Source organism: Spiroplasma chinense (assembly GCF_008086545.1).
In the GTDB taxonomy this organism is placed as follows: Bacteria; Bacillota_I; Bacilli_A; order Mycoplasmatales; family Mycoplasmataceae; genus Spiroplasma_A; species Spiroplasma_A chinense.
The window spans coordinates 733544-756221 of sequence record NZ_CP043026.1; the positions used below are offsets into that span (position 1 = coordinate 733544).

A 22678-nucleotide genomic window follows, 5' to 3' on the forward strand; every position below is an offset into this window, starting at 1 on the left:
AAAGTAATACTTTCATTTTTTATAATATATGACACAAAAATGAGTTAATTTTTTATAAAAAACATAGTAAAAATTCTAGTTCTAATCATTTTTTATAACCAAAAGAATGGGTTATAAAATTAAATTGTCTGGTAATGACCGACATAGAAGGAGAAGGGTATGTATATAAAATCAACAAGTTTGATTGAGAAAGATGGTTTTACAGAATATTGTAATACCAAAACAAATTTTATGAATTTAGATGTAGGTTTACTAAAACTATCTAAAGGAGAAAAATTTGAATTCAAAGCATGTGGTAGAGAAAAAGCGTTCGACCTGCTTGAAGGAGAAATTGAAATCAAAATAAATAACGATATTAATCTTAAGTTTGAAAGAGCAAGTTTATTTCATGATAAACCTTCAGTTTTATTAGCTGATAAAACTTTTAACATTGAAATAACTTGTTTGAGTGAGAAAAGTGAATTAATAGTACAAGCAACTCATAATGAAAAAGAATTTGGTTATAAAGTTTGAAATAAAGATGACTTAGAAATTAGTATTTCAGGTCAAGATCAAGCTCTAGGTACTTGCACAAGAAAAGTAATTCAATTCTTTGATTATGAAAGTTTCCCAGAATCAAATATGGTTATGGGAGAAGTTATATGTAGTCCAGGTCAATGAGCAAGTTGACCTCCGCATAGACATTATCAACCAGAAATGTATCTTTTCAAATTTAATAAACCTGAAGGTTTTGGAGTAAGTTTTGTAGGTGATGATGCAATTAAAGTTATGAATAATGACGCAACTTGTATTCCAGGACAATTGTTACACCCAACAGTGTGTGCACCTGGTTACATAATGTGATATTGTTGAATGATACCTAACTTACCAAATAAACCATGAGTTGAAAGAAGTTTCGATGAAAGATATGAATGAACTTCAACTAATGATGTTGAAATTTCAAAAATGAGGTAGTTATAATGAATAAAATAAAACTTTCTGTAGGGGAAGCAATTGTAAAATTTATTGATAATCAATTTTTAGAAATTGATGGAGTCAAATCAAAAATAGTTGACGGAGTATTTACAATTTATGGACATGGTAATGTAGTTGGATTGGGTGAAGCTTTAACAAACTTCAAACACAATCTAAAAGTTATGCAAGGAAAAAATGAACAAGGTATGGCCCATATTGCTATAGGTTATGCAAAACAGAATTTAAGAAGAAAAGTTTTAGCAGTAACTTCATCAGTTGGTCCTGGTTCTGCAAATTTAGTAACAGCTGCAGGAACTGCAACTGCAAACAGAATACCTTTACTATTATTTCCTGGAGATACTTTTGCAAATAGACAACCAGATCCAGTACTTCAACAAATAGAATTTGACAACAATAACGATAACAGTACTAATGATGCGTTAAGAGCTGTTTCAAAATTTTGAGACAGAATTTATAGACCTGAACAAATTATGTCATCGCTCATAAATGCTTTTAGAGTTTTGACAGATCCCGAAAATACAGGTACAGTTACAATTTGTTTACCTCAAGATGTACAAGGAGAAGTTTATGATTATCCACAAGACTTCTTCAAAGAAAGAATACATTATTTAGAAAGACCAAGACCAAGTTACAGAGCATTAGAAGATGCTACAGAATTAATTAAAAGCGCTAAAAAACCATTAATGATAATTGGTGGGGGTGCTTTATATAGTGAAGCAAGTGAAGAATTAAAAAAATTTAGTTCTACTTTTAAAATTCCTTTCGGTTTAACACAAGCTGGAAAAGGAACAATAGAACATACACATGAATTTAATCTTGGAGGGATTGGAGTTACTGGAACTATGTGTGCAAACATAGCTGCTAAACAAGCCGATCTAATTATTGGTATTGGAACAAGATATACAGACTTTACAACAGGGTCAAAATCTTTATTTAATGATAATGCAAAATTCATAAACATAAATTTAAATAAAAAAGATGTAATGAAGTTAGATGCTCTTAGTTTAAAGGGTGATGCAAAAACTACAATTAATTATTTAACAGATCAATTAGAACAATTTGATTATGTTTCGGAATGAAAAGATGAAATATCTACTTTGAAAAGTGAATGAGAAAAAGAAGTCGAAGTTATTTCATCAGGAAAAGATATTTTAATTAAAGGTTTAGATAGTGAAAAAGTTGTAGAAGAATTTAAAAATGTATTTGATAATTACTTTCACCAAACACAATTGTTTAAAGCAATTGAAAGTGAAATTAAAAAAATGGATGATGATGCAATAGTTGTTGGTGCTGCTGGAAGTTTACCTGGAGATTTACAAAGATTATGAAATGTAAATAGTGTAAACACTTACTCAGTTGAATATGGATATTCATGTATGGGATATGAAATCGCAGCAGCCATTGGAGTAAAAATGGCCGAACCAAATAAAGAAGTTTATGCATTTGTTGGAGATGGAAGTTTCTTAATGTTACATTCTGAAATACTTACTGCACTACAAGAAAATGTAAAAATAAATATTATTTTATTAGATAACTCTGGATATGGTTGCATTGATAACCTTCAAACTTCAAAAGGAATTAATTCTAATTCAACACACTTTAGAAAAAGAAAAGAAAATAATATCTTAGACGGTGAATTGTTAAATGTAAATTATTCAATGATCGCACAAGGATATGGTTGTTTTTCAAAACCTGTTAATAATTTTGAAGAATTAGAATCAGCTTTTAGAGAAGCTAGAGAACAAGAAAAAGTAACTTTACTTGAGTTCAAAGTTTTACCAAAAACTATGACAGAAGGTTATGAAACTTGATGAAGAGTTGGATTAACTGACAATGGTAAAACCAATTTAATAAAAAGTAAAAAAGAAGAAGATAAAAAAGTAATAGAAAGAATAAAAGAATATTAAGAAAGGAATTAATATAAAATGAAAAAAATGATAGCAGGAGTATTTGGTGCTGGAAGAATTGGAAAATTTCACGTTGAAAATTTATTACAATATGATAACGTTGAAGTTAAAACAATTTGTGATGTTCAACTAGACCATTTAATAGAATGAAATAAAGATAAAAACATTTTTCTTACAAAAAACGAAGATGATATTTTTGATGATAAAGAAATAAATGCAATATTTATTTTCTCTTCAACAGATCAACATATTTCTCAGCTAATAAAAGCAACTCAAAATGTTGATTATATTTTTATGGAAAAACCAATCAGTAAATCTATTGATGCAACTTTAGAAGCTTGAGAAATTGTAAAAAGCAAATCTAAAACTATTCAACTTGGATTTAACAGAAGGTTTGATCCAAACTTTAAAAAAGTTAAAGAAGCAAGAGTAAAAGAAACAATAGGAGTACCTCACGTTCTAAAAATTACTTCACGTGATCCAGAGCCTCCAGGAATAGATTATGTTAAAGTTTCTGGTGGAATATTTATGGACATGGCAATACACGACTTTGATATGAGTAGATATATTGTAGGTTCTGATGTAGAAGAAGTATTTGTAATGGGAGATGCTCTGGTAAATCCAAAAATTAAAGAAGCTGGAGATATTGATACAGCCATTATTCAATTGAAATTTGCTAACAATGCATTGGGTGTAATTGATATTTCAAGAGAAGCTGTTTATGGATACGACCAAAGATTAGAATTATTTGGAAGTAAAGGAGCAATAATTGCAGATAACAAAGTTGAAACTTCAACTAAGTTACTTACAAAAGATTGCTCTTGTGTAGATAATCCACTTCACTTCTTTATTGAAAGATATATTGATGCTTACAAAAACGAATATGAAACATTCATTGAAGCATTTATGAACAACGATAATGTTATTTGTTCATTTGAAGATGGATTAAAAGCAGAATTAATTGCAGAAGCATGTAAAAAATCATATGAAACAAAAACAGTTGTAAAGGTTAGGGGAATTTAATATGTTTAAAAAAGAAGACATTAAAATTGGAGTTGCTCCAATTGCTTGAACAAACGATGACCTTCCAGAACTTGGCGGAGAAACTCCATTTGAAACTTGTATAAGTGAAATGGCAGAAGCCGGTTATGAAGGTTGTGAAGTTGGAAATAAATATCCAAAAGATCCAAAAGTTTTAAAAGAAGTATTAGCAGAAAAAGGATTACAAGTATGTAATGCATGACTAAGTACTTTCTTTACTGAAGGAAAAATACAAGAAACAATTGATGACTTTATTAAACATAGAGATTTTCTTTATGAACTTGGAGCAAAAGTTATTGGAGTATGTGAACAAGGTAAATCAATTCAAGGATTAGACAAAAAGTTATTTAAAGACAAACCATACTTTACAGAACAAGAATGAAGTTGATTGTTTGAAGGTATGAATAAAATTGCAGAACTAGCTGAAGAAAAAGGAATGAAAGTTTGTTTCCATGAACACAATGGAACAGGTGTACAAACTAACGAAGAAACAATTAAGTTAATGGAAAATACTAATGACAATGTTTACTTACTATTAGATACAGGACATGTATTTTATAGTGAAGGAACTCAAGAAGCATTAGAATTCTTAACAAAAAAATATGCAAAAAGAATTGTACACGTTCATTTAAAAGATGTTGATATGAAAGTTAGACAAGAAGTAATTGATAACGAATTAAGTTTCCTTGATGGTGTTAAAAAAAATATGTTTGTAGTTCCAGGAAAAGGAAGTATAGATTTCGAACCTATATTTAAAATTTTATCTGAAGCAGGTTATAAAGGTTGATTCTTAGTTGAAGCTGAAGGAGATCCTTCAATTAATAACCCACTTGAAAATGCAAAATTTGCAAGACAATTTATTAAAGAAAAAATAGGATTATAGAGGTAAAACTTTTGAAAGATAACTATTTAACTTTAGAAATAAAAAATCTTCAGGAAAAATATAAGAACGGAATCTTAAACTTTACAAACAACATGTTTATGTCAAACGATAACAAAAAAACTTTACCAGTTTACTGCCCTTTAAATGGTGAGGTGCTATCTGAAGTAACAGATAGTGATGAAAAAGACTTAGAAGAAATTGTTTTTGCAATTGAACAAAAACAAAAAATTTGAGAAGGCTATACTTTCAAAAAAAGAGCAGACATAGTTTACAAATATAGAAATATTTTAATTGATAACATTGATGAACTTTCAATGTCTATTCACTTAGAAAATGGAAAATGTTTAGCAGATGCAAAAGCAGAAGTTTTGAAATCAATTGAAACAGTTGAGTTTGCATGTTCAATGCCAAACATTATTGCGGGAAGACTTGAAGAAGTTTCTACTAATGTGTGGGCAATGGATGAGGCAAGACCTTTAGGAATTGTTTCATCAATTACACCATTCAACTTCCCTGCAATGGTTCCACATTGAACAATTGCACAAGCAATTGTTCTTGGAAACTCAATGATTTTAAAACCATCAGAACAAACTCCAATTACTTCTCAGTTAATTGCGAAATATTGAAAACAAGCAGGGCTTCCTGATGGAGTATTCAACTTAGTAAATGGTGGAACAAAAATTGTTCAAGCCATTTGTGACAACCCAAAAATTAAAGCGGTTTCATTTGTTGGATCTACAAAAGTTGCAGAAATTGTTTATAAAAGAGCTAGTGGTAATTTAAAAAGAGCATTAACATTAGGTGGTGCTAAAAACTTTATCACTGTTCTTCCAGACAGTCCTGTAAATTCTACTGTAAGAGATTTAATCTCTTCAGCTTATGGAATGGTTGGACAACGTTGTATGGCAGCAAGTGTAATTATTGCAGTAGATGATTTTAAAATTAAAGATAAATTAGTAGAAGAACTAAACAACATGTCTGTAAGACCAAATGCTGATTTTACAGAAGGACTTTCACCAGTTTCAAGTTTAGCTGGTGTTGAAAACATTAAAAAATATATAGACTTTGCAAAAGATAGCGGAGCAAAAATTTTAGTTAATGGTTTAGACTTCAAACCTGAAAAAGAATTTGAAAATGGTTACTACTTAGGACCAACTTTAATTGATTGAAGAGGGTGTGAAGACAAAATGTCACCAGACGAAATCTTTGGACCTGTTTTGGAAATAGTGGGAGCAAGTAATTTAGAAGAAGCTATAAAAATTCAAAACAATTCTCCTTATGGAAATGCAGCATCAATATTTACAGGTAAAGGACTTGAAGCTTTCGAAGCTATCAAACACTTTAAAGCAGGGATGTTAGGAATAAATATTGGTGTACCAGTTCCAAGAGAACCAATGTCATTTGGTGGAATAAAACTTTCAAAATTTGGATTTGGAGATATTACAGGTCCAAGTGCAAATCAATTTTGAACCGATCTTGTAAAAGTTACAATGAAATGAAATCCAGAATCTAAAAAGGATTGACTAAGTTAGGTGAAATTATGAGTTTAAAAATTAATAAAAATAAAAAAATTGATGTATCAGTAATTGGTAGAGTCACAATAGATTTTAATCCAACAGATTATTATAATACTTTAGATAAAAATAAAAACTTTAATATGTATCTTGGCGGAAGTGCTGGCAATATTGTTGTAGGACTTTTAAGATACAAACGAAATGTAAATTTTATTTCAAGAATTTCAAATGATCAATTTGGAACATTTATAAAAAATTATTATATAAATGAAGGATTAGATATTGGACAACTTCAAATTGATAATGAATTAAAAACAGGTTTAACTTTTACTGAAATGTTAAATGACAAACAATCAAACATTTTAATGTATAGAGAAGCTGTAGCAGATTTAAATATTCAATTTAATGAAATTAATTATGAAAACATAAGAGAAAGTAAACTAACTTTAATATCTGGAGTTTCACTTGCAAAAGACCCAGCAAGAAAATCTTGTTTAGAGGTTGCAAAAATTGCAAGCGACAATGATTCTGTAGTAGTATTTGATCTAGACTATAGACCTTATACTTGAAAAAACAGAGAAGAAATTCACAACACTTATAAAAAAGTTGCAAGAATTTCAAAAATTTTAATTGGTAGTGAGGAAGAATTTAATTTCCTTTTAGAACGAGATGCACAATCAGACAAAGATTATGAAAATTTATTTAGAGATCTATTCAAAAACAACAGTGCAGAAATAATAGTTCTTAAAAAAGGTTCAAAAGGTTCTACCTTATACACAAAAGACAAAAAAATTAATATAGGTATAGCGATTGTAAAATTATTGAAAGGATTTGGTGGGGGAGATGCTTACATGAGTGCCTTTCTAAATTCTTTACTTAATGATGAGAATAATTTAAAAGAAGCGTTGCATAATGCAACATGTGCTGCATCAATGGTTGTATCACACTTGAGTTCAAGTGAAGGATTACCAACACAAGAAAATTTAGAACATTTTAAAACATCTGCAGTTATGAGTAGTGAAGCTAGTGAAATGAGTTGAGAAATAGATGAGTAACTTAGTCAATGAAAGAATTAAAGATACACCTATATTAGAATTAAAAAATATCTCAAAAAGTTTTGGACCAGTTAGGGCATTGAACGAAGTTAATCTTCGACTATTCCCAGGAAAAGTCACTGCTGTAATTGGTGAAAACGGTGCAGGAAAATCAACTTTAATGAATATAATTTCTGGAGTTCATAAAAAAACAAATGGACAAATGTTTTTAAACAATTACATTTATGAACCCAAAAGCATTAAACATGCAGAAAAAATGGGAATTTCAATAATTCACCAAGAATTATTAACAATTCCTTACATGACAGTTATGGACAATATTTTCCTAGGCAGTGAAATTTACACAATTTTTGGATCTATAAATTATTCAAAACAAGCATCTGTTATTAGAGATACTTTTAACAGATTGGGAGTTGGCATAGAACCTCACAAATTAATTGGTGAATTAACAGTTGCCGAACAACAGATGGTAGAAATTGCCAAAGCTATTATAAAAAAATCAAACGTTATTTTAATGGATGAACCAACAAGCTCTTTGAGTGAAAAAGAAACCGCTTCGTTATTCAAAACAATTCATAGATTGAAAAATGAAAATATTGCAATTGCATATATATCACATAGACTACAAGAGTTACCTGAAATCAGTGACTACTTAACTATAATTCGTGATGGACAATATATGGGTGAATATATTTTAGGAGATATCGATGAAGAAGAAATGATAAATAAAATGGTTGGTAGAGAAATTAAAGAAAGATATCCAGCAAAATTTGAATCAGAAAATAAAGTTGAAATCTTGAAAATAAAAAATTGAGGAAATGATTATTCAAAAAATATTAATTTCTCAATTAATTCTGGAGAAATTCTTGGATTTTCAGGATTAATAGGAGCTGGAAGAAGTGAATTATTTAAATCAATTGTTGGTGAAATTAAAAAAAATTCGGGAAATATTTTTATGAATGATAAAGTTAAAAAAATTAGAAACACAAATTCAGCAATTAAAAACGGTATTTACTATGTAACAGAAGATAGAAAAGTAGAAGGTTTAATTATTGAACAGACAATTAAGTTTAATATTTCCTTATCGTCTTTGAGTGGAATTCAAAATAAACTAACAAGAAGTATTTCGACTTTAAAAGAAAATAGAAAAGTTTATGAACTATTTAAAGAGACTACAATTAAAGCACCAAACTTTAATTATAGAATTAACCAACTTTCTGGTGGTAATCAGCAAAAAGTTCTTATTGCAAAATCATTAATGTCAAATCCATCTATTTTAATACTGGATGAACCTACTCGTGGAGTAGATGTTGGTGCTAGACGTGAAATATATGATTTAATTTCAAAAATGAAAAAAGAACATAACACAGCCATAGTAATAATTTCATCAGACTTACCAGAAATAATTGGTTTATGTGATCGAGTTTTAGTCATGAAAGATGGACAAATCACAAAAGAAATAATAGATAAAAAAGATTTTACGCAAGACGAAATAATCAAATATGCAATTTAAGGAGGAAATATGAAAAACTATAATTCAAGTCAGGATATATTAAAAAAGCAAATCCAAGATAAATACATTAAAGAAGAAAATGTAATTTTATCTAACCTTGAAGAAAAAACAGAAAAATTATATGATTCAGTTTTTTTCATAGGTAGAATAAGAGACATTAAACTAAGCAAATATAACGAAAAAATAGATTTAATAGAAGCTGATTTCTTAAAATCAAAAAATAAGTTGAAGTTTAATCTTGGAGTTCAAAAAATTTCAAAACAAGAATATGATCAAAAAATCTCTAATCTTGAAAATGAATTTAATACTGTTAAAAAAGAAAAAGAAAAAATTCTTATAGACAAAAAAGAAAAATATAAAGAAAAAATTGAAAATTTAATTAAAGAGAAATCTTTAGCTAATAAGGAAAAAATTAAAGAATTAACTTTAATTTCTGAAAAAAAAATTGAAGAATTAAAAAAATACTTTTCTGAATTAGAAGAAAAGGTTATTGAAAAAAATATTGATAAATTAGCTATTATTGACGAAAAGAAAAATACAAGTTTAGAATCTAAAGTTCAAAATTACAATAAGACAAAGCAACTAGAGATTTTAGAAACTCAAAAAGAAAATGGTTTAATTGATGAAGATTTTTATAAAGTTTCAAAAAATAAATTATCAAATCAAATTAGTACCAAAAGAGAAAAAATAATTTCAAAAAATACAATCTTTGATTTAGCAAATTATAGAATTCAAATTAAAATGGCTAAAATGTTTGGATATCAAACAAGAAAAAATGTAGGAAATGGTCTATTGAATTTGTTAAGTAAAAGTAAATTGATAATTATAATTATGATATTTTGTGTTATTGTTGGTTTTCAAAATCCATTCTTTTTCACACAAGCAACATGAGTTAATATTATTGCTCAAAACGTTGATCTAGGTTGTTTGGCCCTTGGTATGACAATAATTATTTTAACAGGTGGAATTGATCTGTCTGTAGGTTCAACAATGGCTATTGGGGGTTCAATAATTGCAAAATTTGCAATAAACGGTACAAATATGTGGATTTCTGTAGTGGTAACCATCATATTCTCAATGTTTATAGGGATGATTTCTGGTCTATTTGTAGGTTATGTTAAACTACAACCATTCATAATAACTTTGGTTTTAATGATTGGTTTAAGAGGATTTGCATACATATATTTAGAAAATAAAACAATTATACTAAGTGATTCTGCACTAAGTATATTGGTAAGTCAAAAATTATTTAACTTACCAATTGCTGTGTTTGTCTTCTTTGGGCTCGCGTTAGTATCCTATATAATAATGAGATTTTATAAATATGGTAGATACATTTATTCAGTTGGAGGAAACATTAATGCAGCGAGACTTTCTGGAATTAAAACCAGAGAAGTGTTAATGTCTTCATATATATTTGCAGGATTTTGTGTTTCAATCGGAACCATATTATATATGGCAAGAACAAACATAATAACTCCAACAACTGGAAATCAATGGGAGTTAAATGCTATTTGTGCTGTTGCTCTTGGTGGAACTGCTTTAACTGGTGGTAGAGGTGGAATTTTTCAAACATTGATTGGATGACTAGTTTTAAGTATTCTTACAACTGCACTAATCATGGTTGGAATTAGTCCAAACTATCAACTTGTTATTAAAGCATGTGTTATCTTATTAGCTGTACTATCAGATAAAAATATTAATATCGTTCAAAAAACAAAACAATATATAAATCAAATTAGATATTCTATTTAAAGGAGAAAATCAAAATGAAAAAATTAATGAGTATACTCGGGACAATTTCGGTTGTTGGATCAACAGTAACTGCTGTAGTTGCGTGTGGTGAAAAAGGTGATTTAATCACTTTTGTAACACCCGAAACTTCAAATGAATATTTTACAACTTTGGAAAATGCAGCAAAAAAATATGTTAGAAGTAAATATAAAAACATTTATAAAGTAGGGACAGCTCGTAGTAATAACGACGTTGCTGTAGAACAAACAAATTTAGAAACAGCAATTTCTTCAGGTTCAAAAGGAATTATGTTTGTTCCAGTTAAAACAGATGGTTCAGCAGGAGCTGAAAAAGTAGCTGCAAATGGAACAATTCCATTTGCAGCAGTTGATAGATTGTTGTCACCAGAAGCAGGTGTTAAAGTTGATTCATCATTCTATACAGATGGTGCATTAGCAAGTGAATCAATGGCGCATGAACTATATGATGTAATGGTAGATGGTAGAGCAGATATCAAATATGGAGATCAAATCGAAACTATTTACATCAAAGGAGACGAATCTGCAGATAGTACAATAAGTAGACATAAAGGATTTATGATTGATGCTGTTTTTGATGAAAAAATGGTTGAAAAAGCAAAAGAAGCTGGAAATGATACTGTTAAAGTTGGAGATAATCTATTTGTCCTTCCAGAAGGTGTAAAACAAGCTTCTTGAGTGGGAACAGAAATGGAACCGCCAAATGGAATGGCTCTTGTAAATGCAAATCCAGGTGATGTAGCAAAAGCTAAATTAGTAATTTCAATGAATGACCCTATGGCTGGAGGAGCTATGGAAGCTATTAAAGGTAATGCAACATTAAGTCCAATGCTTCAACCTAAATCAGGAGATAAAATTGGATTAATAGTTGTTGGATTTGATGCACAAGATTCTATACGTAAACAAATTAATGAATGAGCTGAAAATAAAGCTAATGTTTTTGCAAGCGTTGCACAAAACCCAGTATTAATGGCTGAGAAAGCTGTTCAATTTATTATTGATGAAATTGAAAATGATAGACCAAACAAAGATTCTGATAAAAAAGAACCTATAGATACAGAAAATATCATTGCAACAAAATTAACTACTTAAAAAAATATTTAAAAAAAAAAAAATTAGTTGTCGTACAACTAATTTTTTTCATTTCAACTATTTAAATTTTTTGTAGCTTCATCTAACTTATTCATAAAATCATCTGATGAAGATATTAGTAAATTAAGAATTATGTTATTAAAAATAGCTTGGCAAAATTGAGCTGAAACTATTGGAAAAGCATAATGTTCTTTACTTGAAACAGCATATTCAAAAACACATCTTGCTTTTGATAATTCATTACTATGATAATCTGAATTTTCGTTTGTAACCAAAATAAATTCACCATTCATTTTAATAACATTTTTTGCTAAAAATACAACTTCATGCGTTTTTCCTGAATTTGTGTAAAATACAAAAATAGTATCTTTAGGATCACAAAATTCTATAAAAATTAAAACTTCTTTTGTACTACCAAATATATATGAATTAAAACCTATTTTTCTCAAAGAATCTGATAACATTTTGGCAACACTGTGTGAATTTCCAATGCCAAAAAAAATGATTGATTTTCTTGTCATAAAAATTTCACGAATAGTTTTAAAGGTATCTACATTATTTTTCTTTCTTGTCATTATCAAACCATATAAAGATTTTGCAAAAGTGTTATTTATTACTTCCTCAACATCATCTATTAAGTGGTTATCTTCAATATTTGTTAAGCTCTCCATTTCATAATCACTATATAATTTGGCTTGCATTTCTTTCAAAGAACTAAAATTCAATTTATTCATCAATCTTAAAACAACGGTTTCTGAAACAAAATAGTTTTCAGAAATTTCTTTTAAAGTATATCTAGAAAAGGTTAATTTATCTTCTAAAATCCTTTTGTATAAATATTGTTCAGTTTTTGTCATACTCATTTCATCCTTTTTTATCCTTTCATTGTCATTTTACAAAAAAACAAAAAAAATACAATATCAATATTTGGCACAATATTGATATTGTATTAATTATTTACCCATAAATTGGTCTAATTTCTGATTTGCAGCTTGTTGAATTTTTCTTTGGAATCATTTTTTTCCTCCAAATAATTTTCCTGCAAAACCAATAGCTTGTTTTGCTCAAACTTTAAAGTCAAATTCATCTTTGTGATAAATAATTTTATCGTTTTCAATTTCCATTTTAGCAATTACTGAATTTGTAACTTTATTTCTTTTTGGACCAAATTCATATTTGGTCACTCAATTTACACAATCAACACCATCAACTTTAATTATTTGAAAACTAAAGTCCATGCTTTCTTTGTTTTCTAAAAGCATTTGTCACATAGATGTAACTTTTTTGTGATCTAATTCCCCAAAGGCATTGTCTTCAAAGACAACATCAGTTGCATAAAGAGAGTTCATAGTTTTTCAATCAGCCTTTGAAAAAGCATCATAAAACTTATTCATAATTTCAATTTTTGTCATATTATCTCCTTTTGGTTTTTCTTGGAAAAACCAAGTTCATATTACTCTTTACTTTTAAATAAATCAAGCAAAAAAATTTCAATTATTTAAAACAAAAATAGGGGTGAAAATATTGTATAATTATATAAGTAAATAGGGGTGAAAATGTGGCTAATAAGAAAAATAATTTTCTTTTACTAAACTATTTTAAGCCTTCAATCTATTTAGAAAGCTACAAGAAAATCAATTTAGAATCACTAAAGAATAGCGGTATTAAATTGGTTATGTGTGATATGGATAACACCTTAATTAGTTTCAATGAAAGAATACCAAATTCAGATGTTATAAATTTTGTTAAAAGCGTTTATTCCCATAATATGGAATTTGTTTTATTTTCAAACAATATTAGAAGTAGAGTTGAAAATTTTGCAAAAAAAGCGGGTATCAAAAACTACTTTTGAGACTGTAAAAAACCATTATTGGGAAAAATGAAATTAGTTAAAAAGTTAATGCCTTATAAGGAAACTGAAATGGTATTAATTGGAGACCAATTAATTACAGACGTATTAGTTGCAAATAGAAGTCACATTAAAAGCATTTTAGTTTCACCATTGGGGCGAAATAATGGTGAAACTAAAATAGTGCAATTTTTAGAAAGATTTATATTAAAAAGATTGGCACAAAAGAATATTTTACATGAAGGATTCTATAACGAAGGGGAATTAGGAGGTAAATATGAAATACTCTAGTGAAAACGAAAAAGAAATAGAACAACTTGAAAAGAAAGTTGAAGAGTTAGAAGATAAAACTTTACTAGCTCATATAAACGGTGTTAAACCACCAAAAATTAAACAAAAAAACAAAGTTACTTTAACAGAAGCAAAACCAGGAATTGGTAATACAACTAATGTTGATAGTGATGGAGTTAAAAGATGTGTTGGATGTGGGCATGAATTCCAAACAGAAGACAAAAGAAAACCAGGATTTGTTATTGATCCTCAAAAACAAGATTATTGTTTAAGATGTTTTAGAATTAAAAACTACAACAGTTTAGTTGAACAAGACATCAATGACCAAGACTTTATCAAAATTATTGATGATGTAAACTCAACTGATAAAAAAATCAGATATTACTATGTTGTAGATATTTTTGACTTACCAGGAAGTAGACTTAATTGATTAGAAAAATTAATTTCTAAAAAAGAAGTTGTTATTTTAATTAATAAAGTTGACTTAATACCAAAAGCTGTAAGTAAAGCAAAAATTATGAGACATGTTCAAAAATACTTTGAAGATTCACCAATTAAAGATGCAAAAATCCTTTTAACTTCATCAGTTAAAATCGATTATGTATATGCTCTTGTAAATGAATTGAAATCAGTGGATTATGACCAATACATTGTAGGTATTTCAAATGCTGGAAAATCAAGTTTAATTAATGCTTGTTTAAAAGCAAATCAACAAATACCTTCAATCGTAACTTCAAAATACGTAAATACAACTTTAGATAAAATTAAAATTAATTTTACTGAAAAAAACTATATTTTTGACACACCAGGGTTAGTAAAACACAATCACTTAGCAATAGCTACAGCACCAACTTATTGAGATTTCTTCTTCTTCCAAAAAGAAGTAAAACAAGTAACTTACCAGTTACTTGCTGGTCAAACAGTATTTTATGGTGGACTTGCTTGATTCTCATTTGAAGAGGGTGAAAGATTTGATCCTGTAAAAAACAAAGTTATGAAAACAAGTTTCCATTTCTATGTAAACAAACAAATGCCTTTACACAGAACAAAAGCTGAAAAAGTTGAAAACTACTTTAGAACTCATAGACATACTTTATCTCCAAGATTAAAAGATCTTGAATCAGAGTTTGTAACACATACTTTTGAGTTTAATAAAGCAGCTCCTATGGATATTCATATTTCAGGGCTAGGTTGAATTAACTTTAAAACATTTGTAGGAATGAAATTATCAATTACTGTACCAAAAACTGAATTTGGAATTAACGTTGCATTATTACCTGCAATGATCTAGTAAAAAACACTCAAATATTTGAGTGTTTTTTTTGTGGAATTTATTTTCATATTGTAATCTTGGGTCTAAAAACTAAAAAGTGCCACTAAAATGTTGATATAATAAAAATATCATTTTATTGATATTTTTTTGTATATAATATTTATAAATGTCTATATATAAATTAGATTTAAATTAAATACGGGAGGTTTACATGAAACTGATTTTATCTATTGAATTAGGTGTTAACTCATCTAAAATCGCATTGGTAAATCAATACGGAGATATCCAAGCAAAATTTTTTGTAGAACACGATTTTGAAAAAGGGATATTAGAAAATTTATATCAAAAAATAGTAGAAAGCTTAGATACAATTGGGATTAATTATGAAGATTCTGTTGATAAAATAGGGATTGCATCAGCTGGTTATGTTGACCATATGGTTGGAATTGTAAGATATGCAGCTGCATTAGATTGAAATAACTATTACTTAAAAGATAAAGCTGAAAGTTTATTTAATAAACCAATTTTAGTTTTAAATGATGCAAATGCAGCAGCATTAGGAGAATTTTGAGTTGGTTCTGCAAAACAATATGATTCAATAGTTTTCTATACTGTTGATAGCGGAATTGGGGGAGCTCTAATTCTTGATGGAAAATTAATGTCAGGTTCAAGAGGATTTAGTGGAGAATTTGGACATGGTGGTGGAGTATACCAAAACAAATACAAATGTAAATGTGGACTTTTAGGATGTATTGAACCAATTTCATCAGGTCCTGGAATTGCTCGCTACTTTAAAGATAAATTTGATGAAAATCCAGGTCATCCTGCAGCAAACTACTTTAAAGATTTTGAAACATTTACCACAAAAGATATTATCTCAGTTTATGAAGATAATGATAAACCTGTAGAAATCTTAGACATATTGCAAGAAGCTTTAGAACCATTAGTAATGCACATGGCAACAATGATAAATGCTCTTGACCCAGAAGCTATAATTATTTCTGGAGGTCTAACAAATATGGGACCACTTTTAACAAGAATTATTTCAAAAAGCATTAAAAAATATATAATTGAAAAATTTGCACAAGATATCGTTGTTGAAATTGCTGAATTAGGAAATGATGCAATTTTAATCGGATCTGCATATTACGCATTAAATGATTGAAAAATCTTCTAGATTTTTCAATTTTTTTATATAATAATATCATTAGATAAAAGGAATGAAATATTAATGGAAAAATTAATTAAAAGAATTAATGAATTGGCAGCTATCAAAAAAGAACGTGAACTGACAGATTCAGAAAAAAAAGAGCAAGCAAAATTAAGAGCAGAATACATTAAAAACTTTAAAAAAGGATTTGAAGAACAATTAGCTTCAATTAAAGTTGTTGATAGTGAGGGAAATGACGTAACTCCAGAAAAACTTAAAGAAAAACAAAAAGAGGGACAAAAATAATGGATGCAATTTTCTTAGTATTTCCTGAAATGTTTGGTGTTGTAAGTTATTCAATCCCAAAAAGACATTTAGAAAATAGAGTAGTTAATTCTGGTACTTTTATAAAATACATTGTTTCTGGTGTTATTCAAATTTTAATCATTGCAACTTTGGTAACTTTAGCTCTTTTAAGTAAAAAAACAGATATTTTCAATTTTAATAAAGGTGTAATGGAAAGTCTTGTAACAAGTGCTGTAGTATTTTGTGCTTTCTTTTATTCAAAAACATGTTGATTTTCATTTTCAACTTGAATGTTAGCAAGTAGTACAAGTAGCTCAAAATGAAAAACTATTTACATATTCATTCTTGGTTTGATACCTGGATTTGGTTACTTTTCAACATTAATTATTTACATTATTGTTGCAAAGATCAAAAAAAGTGAAGGTTTTAATTTTATGAGAATTAAATCTAAAAAAGATCACTATGTTTCAAGCGTCAACAATGGTCCAACAACTTCAAGATTTTAAAACGACAATAGTCGTTTTTTTATTTTACAAAAAATGAAATAATTTTACACTTTTTGTAAAATGTATGTATACTAATATTGAGGTGAGGACAATGCTAAAAATAATATTAAAGGATTTAGATATCAGAATATCAGAGTTAAGTAAATTTTTAGGCATAACAAGACCTACGCTTTACAAATTTATTGATTTGTATGAAAACAATGAAAAGCAACTTATACCTAAAAATTATTTAGAAGTTTTAGAGTATATAGAAAACAATAAGGATTCTACAAAAAATCATATACTACAGTTTTTAATTAAAAGAACTGGGGAGCAAAGTCCATTACAAAGAATAATAACAGAACTTCCATCATTAAATTATAGTGAATTTGTAGAATTAAAAAAAATAATAGAAAAAATATTAGAGGGAAAATAGTATGAGTGAGAGATATTTAAAACTAAAACAATTTAAAAATATAGCTATTGATGCTACTAGCTCAAAAGAGATGGAAAAGTTAATTTTAAATTATTCAATAGAAAATCCTGGTGACATATTGACATTGATTGGCCCAAACAATGTTGGTAAATCAAATATATTAGAAGCAATATTTAGAATTGATAACGATGAAGAATTAGAAGAATCTGATAGAGTAAATTTTTATAATTATAATGATTCCGAACCTGAAATTAATTTAATAGCAAAAGATGAGGATGATTATTATACACTTACAAAATTAATCGACCAAACCTTTTTAGAAACAACAAACAAGAATAAAGAAGTAATTAAACATGAATGAAAACAAAAAACCTTTAGACTTGGTTTAGAGACCGTAAATAATGCTTTATCTATTTATGATATTTGATTGAAACATAGATTAAATATTTCAAGAGAAGAGTTAGAAACAATAGAACATACTAGTGAAAAAATTTTAGGAATTAAAGAGGGTAAATGTTTTGAAAAAGATGAGACATATTGTCTAAGTTATTTTATAATTTTACAAAAATATATTACTGAGTATCTCAGAAATAACTATAATAATTCAATTGATGAGGGTGAAGAAAATATTTTTTCTACACTTGAGAATATAGATATAGTTGAAGAAGAACCTCTTAGCAAAGAAGAATTAGAAGAATATTATGAAGAAATAGGTTGTGAAAATCCAGATTATATAAGCGGTATCTATAAAAATAAATACAATTTAAACTTTATTCCAAGTGTATATTGATACGGTGCTCAACAATTTAAATCATCAGACTTAACATGTGTTATTGAAGATGAAGAGAATCCATGTGATTCTTTTAATAATTTTTTAAAAACATTGATAATTGATAAATTTGAAATTTCTGAACAAAAAATCACACATACTTTTGTAAATGATATTTCAGGTAAAAACTCTGGTGCTATTGATAAACTTAATGAAGAAATTGCATCAAAAACAAAAGAAATATCAAAACATTTTAATGATGTATTTAATCACGGTGAACAAAAATATGAGTTCATAATTAAATTGAATGAAGCAAAAATAAAATTTAATATTTTAAAGTCTAATGAATATATTAATATTGATGATCAATCTGAAGGATTTAAATGATTCTTTAACTTTTACTTTAATTTTTTATACATGAATGAACTTCAATACGGAGATATAGTATTAATAGATGAAGCTGCTTCTAATTTACATCCTTCAGCAGCAATTGAGTTTAGAAAATTTTTAAAAAAATTTGCTTTTGAAAATAAAATAACTTTTGTGTTAGCAACACATTCTCCATTTGTTGTGGATAATGATTATTTAGAAGAATTGAGAATTATCAGACAAGATGATAAAAGTTTAAAAATTCAAAATCACTTCACAGTTAAAGCTTTCGAAGAAGAAGATGACAGGAACGTTACAAAAGGAATTTTAGAAGCTCTAACAGTTAAACAACACGTTATTTTAGATCCAGAAAATATAGTTATTTTTGTTGAAGGAATGACTGATTATTTATACTTAACAGCTATGAAAATTGTACTAGGTTATGAAAAAATCCACTTTTTACCAGTACAAGGAGTAAAAGATGGCAAAAAGGTGATTGAAGAAGTTAAAAGAATAAAAAAAGATCCTATATTCTTAGTGGATGGGGACGATGCTGGTAAAAAATTCAAAGAAGAAACCTCAAAATTAATAAACGAATGTCACACATTGAATGATTTTGGAGATTTTACAGTTATAGAATCATTATTTAGCAAGAAAATTATTGATAATTTCAATTTGAATAATAAAACTATTGCAAATGCAGTTAATTTTAAAAATTTAGTTATTAACAATAATGAATTAATTGATAAAAAAACTGAAGCTAATTTTAGAAAGATTTTTGATACTTTATTAGATTAATTAAACTAGTCATATATATGACTAGTTTTTTTTCATTTTTTTCTCTAAATATGTAATTTTTGTTTGGAAAATTATATAATTAATTTTGAAAGGTCAAAGGAAAAGACATATGAATAAATCAAACAAAAATTTAAATGCTATGAGAATCCTTGGAATAGAAGCTATTAATAAAGCAAACTCAGGTCACCCTGGAATTGTTTTAGGAGCTGCTCCAATTGTGTATTCTTTATTTACTAAATCAATGCATATCAACCCAAAAAATCCAGAGTGATTTAATAGAGATAGATTTGTATTGAGTGCAGGACATGGAAGTGGACTTCTTTACTCAGCACTACATTTATCAGGATTTAAACTATCAATAGATGAGATTAAAAACTTTAGACAACTTAACTCATTAACACCAGGTCACCCAGAATATGGGCATACAGAGGGTGTAGACTCAACTACAGGTCCTTTAGGACAAGGATTTGCAATGGGAGTAGGAATGGCTCTTGCAGAAAGTCATTTAGCTGAAAAATATAATAAAGACGGATTTGATATTGTAAATCACTACACATACGTATTATGTGGAGATGGAGATTTACAAGAAGGTGTTTGTCAAGAAGCTATTTCTTTTGCAGGAAGATACAAATTAAACAAATTAGTAGTTTTCCATGACTCAAACGATATTCAACTTGATGCACCAGTAGAGGTAGCTCAAAGTGAAGATATTCAAGCAAAATTTAAAGCTGCAGGATGAAATACATTAAAAATTGAAAATGGAGAAGATTTAGACGCTATCGAAAAAGCAATTGAAACTGCTAAAAAAAGCGACAAACCTACTTACATTGAAGTTAAAACTGTTATTGGTCTTGGAGCAACAAACCAAGGGACTCAAAAAGTTCACGGTGCACCATTAGGAAGTGACATTGAAGCTGTTAAAAAATACTTCCAATGAGATTTACCTGAATTTTCACCAAGTCAAGATATTTATGATTTTTATAACGAAAATGTTGCACAAAGAGGGGAAAAAGCAAATATTGAATGAGAAGATCTATACTCACAATATAAAGCAAAACACCCAGAACTTGCACAACAATTAGAAAATGCAATTAACAAAAAATGAGACATTACAGAAGCTGAACTTGAAAAATTAAACGAAAAAGCAGAACAAGCAACTCGTGTTTCAAGTGGAAATGTTTTAAATTACTTAAACAGTAAAATTCCTGCTTTAATTGGTGGAAGTGCTGATTTAACTGAATCTACAAAAGCAAAAGGTGCTGATGGAAATTACGATTACAACAACAAAACTGGTAGAAATATCATGTATGGTGTAAGAGAATTTGCTATGGGAGCAATTAACAACGGTATTGCATTACACAAAGGGCTATTGCCATTTGCATCAGGTTTCTTTGTATTCTCAGATTACATGAAACCTGCAATTAGATTGAGCAGTTTAATGCATTTACAAACACTTTACATCTTTACTCACGACTCAATTGCAGTTGGTGAAGATGGACCAACTCACCAACCAATTGAACAACTTGCAATGCTAAGAAGTATGCCAAACATTAATGTATTTAGACCTTGTGATATGGCAGAAACTCAAGCAAGTTACTTAGCAGCATTAAATGACACTAAAAAACCAAGTGTAATTATTGCAACAAGACAAAACTTAAAAGAATTAGAACATAAAAATGTATTTGAAAATGTTAATAAAGGTGCTTACTTACTTTCAAGCGAAGCAAACCCAGATATTACTTTAATTGCATCTGGTAGTGAAGTTTCTCTTGCAATGGATGTAAAAGAAATCTTAAAAGCTAGTGGTAAAAAAGTAAATGTTGTATCAATGGTTAATATGAATGAATTTAAAAGACAAGATCAAAGTTACATCGATCAAATCATTGACAAAAACAGTCAAAGATTTTCAATTGAACTTTCATCAACATTTGGATGACATCAATTCTTAGGAGATGATGGAAAAGCATTTGGAATTGACACATTTGGATATTCAGCTCCATTCAATGATGTTATTAATCACATTGGATTTACTGCAGAAAATATTGCAAATGACATTTTAAAGTGTCAAAAATAATTAATATATGGTAGTATTTTATATGTAAAACAGTTATTAATTATTGGAGGATAGACTTATGGAATGATGAGGAGTTTTATTAATTGCTATTGCAGCTGCAATAGTCGGGGGAATTATAGGTTTTATAATTACAAGAAGAGTAATTCAAAAACAACTAAAAGATAATCCACCAATCAATGAGAACCAAATTAGAGCAATGTACAGAAGTATGGGTAGAAAACCATCAGAAGCAGACATTAAAAAAACAATGAACGCTGTAAAAAGAGGGAAATAATCCTCTTTTTTTTATTTGTGAAAAAAAATGGCAATATAGATACTTTTTTTATTTTTTTTAAAAAAATATTGGTTTTTTTAAAAATCTATGTATAATAACAAAGGCAAAAAAATACAATACTAGAGAGGTGAATTAATTGATACAAGTATTTAGTGATGAGAATTTCAAAAATACTAATGCGTATCTAATTTATAACGACAAACTTGAAGGTATTCTTATTGATACAGCGAACAATAAGTACACAGACATCATAAAATTCTGTAAAAAAAATGGGATATTAATTACAGATATATTTATAACACATGGCCATTTTCCACATTTCTATGGGATAAATGAAATTTGTAAAGAATTTGGTCATCCAAACGTTTATATTGGAAAAGACGATCTGATTATGATGTTTGATTCATCAAAAAATCTAAGTTCTTTCTACAATGTCTTAGATAGTGATTGACATCCATTACCAATTAGAAATTTAAAGGTAATCACTAAGCATGAAGAAAGAGTAATTAACGGTTATGATATCGTTATAATACCTGCTCCAGGACATACAGCTGGAAGCATCATAATAGAATTCTCAAAGTTAAAATGTATTTTTAACGGAGATTCGCTATTCTTAGATCACGATGTGATTGGTGTAGCAGGAATGACTGATGATGAAATTCAAGTATTAAATAGTATCAAATTTATATTTGATAACTATACAAATGGATATTCATTATTTCCTGGGCATTTCGAACATAGTTTTACTATAAGAGAATTGCTTGAGAAAAATAACATTATTAAAAAGAGATATTACAAAATTATCAACGGAAATGAATTATAAAAGATTATAAATTTTGCCAAAAAAAATGG

Annotated in this window: 21 protein-coding genes; 19 read left to right on the forward strand and 2 right to left on the reverse strand. The window is 28.1% G+C overall.

Annotated features, from left to right (window positions below; genetic code table 4):
* Window positions 1-159 precede the first annotated feature (159 nt).
* Genes SCHIN_RS03335 through SCHIN_RS03375 form a run of 9 tightly spaced genes read left to right on the forward strand, consistent with a single transcriptional unit; the run spans window position 160 to window position 11752 of the window.
* The gene (locus tag SCHIN_RS03335) at window positions 160-954 is read left to right on the forward strand and encodes a 5-deoxy-glucuronate isomerase (protein WP_166508227.1); all 795 of its coding nucleotides are present in this window, start codon (window positions 160-162) and stop codon (window positions 952-954) included.
* A gap of 5 nt (window positions 955-959) precedes the next feature.
* Window positions 960-2882, forward strand: coding sequence for a 3D-(3,5/4)-trihydroxycyclohexane-1,2-dione acylhydrolase (decyclizing) (gene iolD, locus SCHIN_RS03340; RefSeq protein WP_166508228.1), 1923 nt, complete (start codon window positions 960-962; stop codon window positions 2880-2882).
* Between the two features lie 18 nt (window positions 2883-2900).
* Entirely contained in the window at window positions 2901-3905 is a 1005-nt protein-coding gene (gene iolG / locus SCHIN_RS03345; protein ID WP_166508229.1) for an inositol 2-dehydrogenase, read from the forward strand.
* 1 nt (window position 3906) lies between these two features.
* On the forward strand, window positions 3907-4806 hold the full coding sequence (gene iolE, locus SCHIN_RS03350; RefSeq protein ID WP_166508230.1) for a myo-inosose-2 dehydratase: 900 nt from the start codon (window positions 3907-3909) through the stop codon (window positions 4804-4806).
* Between the two features lie 11 nt (window positions 4807-4817).
* The gene (locus SCHIN_RS03355; protein WP_208057175.1) at window positions 4818-6338 is read left to right on the forward strand and encodes an aldehyde dehydrogenase family protein; all 1521 of its coding nucleotides are present in this window, start codon (window positions 4818-4820) and stop codon (window positions 6336-6338) included.
* Window positions 6339-6346: 8 nt separating this feature from the next.
* The gene (gene iolC / locus SCHIN_RS03360) at window positions 6347-7375 is read left to right on the forward strand and encodes a 5-dehydro-2-deoxygluconokinase (protein WP_166508231.1); all 1029 of its coding nucleotides are present in this window, start codon (window positions 6347-6349) and stop codon (window positions 7373-7375) included.
* Window positions 7368-8888, forward strand: a complete 1521-nt coding sequence (locus SCHIN_RS03365; protein WP_208057176.1) for a sugar ABC transporter ATP-binding protein — start codon at window positions 7368-7370, stop codon at window positions 8886-8888. The genes iolC and SCHIN_RS03365 overlap by 8 nt, the downstream gene beginning before the upstream one ends.
* A gap of 9 nt (window positions 8889-8897) precedes the next feature.
* Window positions 8898-10643 (forward strand): ABC transporter permease subunit, encoded by a 1746-nt coding sequence (locus SCHIN_RS03370; protein WP_166508232.1) that lies wholly within the window; start codon window positions 8898-8900, stop codon window positions 10641-10643.
* A 14-nt stretch (window positions 10644-10657) separates the two neighbouring features.
* Window positions 10658-11752, forward strand: a complete 1095-nt coding sequence (locus tag SCHIN_RS03375) for a substrate-binding domain-containing protein (protein WP_166508788.1) — start codon at window positions 10658-10660, stop codon at window positions 11750-11752.
* Window positions 11753-11790: 38 nt separating this feature from the next.
* Here the strand turns inward: SCHIN_RS03375 and SCHIN_RS03380 are convergent, their stop codons facing one another.
* Entirely contained in the window at window positions 11791-12630 is an 840-nt protein-coding gene (locus SCHIN_RS03380) for a MurR/RpiR family transcriptional regulator (protein ID WP_341785898.1), read from the reverse strand.
* Window positions 12631-12705: 75 nt separating this feature from the next.
* Window positions 12706-13164 carry a nuclear transport factor 2 family protein gene (locus tag SCHIN_RS03385; RefSeq protein ID WP_166508234.1) on the reverse strand — a complete coding sequence of 153 codons (459 nt, stop codon included), beginning with the start codon at window positions 13162-13164 and terminating at the stop codon, window positions 12706-12708.
* 146 nt (window positions 13165-13310) lie between these two features.
* Here SCHIN_RS03385 and SCHIN_RS03390 point away from each other — a divergent pair, with 146 nt between their 5' ends.
* The 10 genes from SCHIN_RS03390 (at window position 13311) to SCHIN_RS03435 (ending at window position 22649) form a co-directional block, all read left to right on the forward strand.
* Window positions 13311-13892 carry a YqeG family HAD IIIA-type phosphatase gene (locus SCHIN_RS03390; RefSeq protein ID WP_166508235.1) on the forward strand — a complete coding sequence of 194 codons (582 nt, stop codon included), beginning with the start codon at window positions 13311-13313 and terminating at the stop codon, window positions 13890-13892.
* The gene (gene yqeH, locus SCHIN_RS03395; RefSeq protein ID WP_166508236.1) at window positions 13879-15183 is read left to right on the forward strand and encodes a ribosome biogenesis GTPase YqeH; all 1305 of its coding nucleotides are present in this window, start codon (window positions 13879-13881) and stop codon (window positions 15181-15183) included. Before SCHIN_RS03390 ends, yqeH begins: the two co-directional genes overlap by 14 nt.
* A 193-nt stretch (window positions 15184-15376) precedes the next feature.
* Window positions 15377-16342 (forward strand): ROK family protein, encoded by a 966-nt coding sequence (locus tag SCHIN_RS03400; protein WP_166508237.1) that lies wholly within the window; start codon window positions 15377-15379, stop codon window positions 16340-16342.
* Between the two features lie 54 nt (window positions 16343-16396).
* Window positions 16397-16621 (forward strand): DUF896 domain-containing protein, encoded by a 225-nt coding sequence (locus SCHIN_RS03405; protein ID WP_243745712.1) that lies wholly within the window; start codon window positions 16397-16399, stop codon window positions 16619-16621.
* Window positions 16621-17127 (forward strand): hypothetical protein, encoded by a 507-nt coding sequence (locus SCHIN_RS03410; RefSeq protein ID WP_166508238.1) that lies wholly within the window; start codon window positions 16621-16623, stop codon window positions 17125-17127. Before SCHIN_RS03405 ends, SCHIN_RS03410 begins: the two co-directional genes overlap by 1 nt.
* Window positions 17128-17218: 91 nt before the next feature.
* The gene (locus SCHIN_RS03415; protein WP_166508239.1) at window positions 17219-17542 is read left to right on the forward strand and encodes a hypothetical protein; all 324 of its coding nucleotides are present in this window, start codon (window positions 17219-17221) and stop codon (window positions 17540-17542) included.
* Between the two features lies 1 nt (window position 17543).
* Window positions 17544-19478, forward strand: a complete 1935-nt coding sequence (locus SCHIN_RS03420) for an AAA family ATPase (protein ID WP_166508240.1) — start codon at window positions 17544-17546, stop codon at window positions 19476-19478.
* Window positions 19479-19587: 109 nt separating this feature from the next.
* The gene (gene tkt, locus SCHIN_RS03425) at window positions 19588-21552 is read left to right on the forward strand and encodes a transketolase (RefSeq protein WP_166508241.1); all 1965 of its coding nucleotides are present in this window, start codon (window positions 19588-19590) and stop codon (window positions 21550-21552) included.
* Window positions 21553-21610: 58 nt separating this feature from the next.
* Window positions 21611-21826, forward strand: coding sequence for a YneF family protein (locus tag SCHIN_RS03430; RefSeq protein ID WP_166508242.1), 216 nt, complete (start codon window positions 21611-21613; stop codon window positions 21824-21826).
* Between the two features lie 136 nt (window positions 21827-21962).
* Window positions 21963-22649 carry an MBL fold metallo-hydrolase gene (locus SCHIN_RS03435; protein ID WP_166508243.1) on the forward strand — a complete coding sequence of 229 codons (687 nt, stop codon included), beginning with the start codon at window positions 21963-21965 and terminating at the stop codon, window positions 22647-22649.
* Window positions 22650-22678 lie beyond the last annotated feature (29 nt).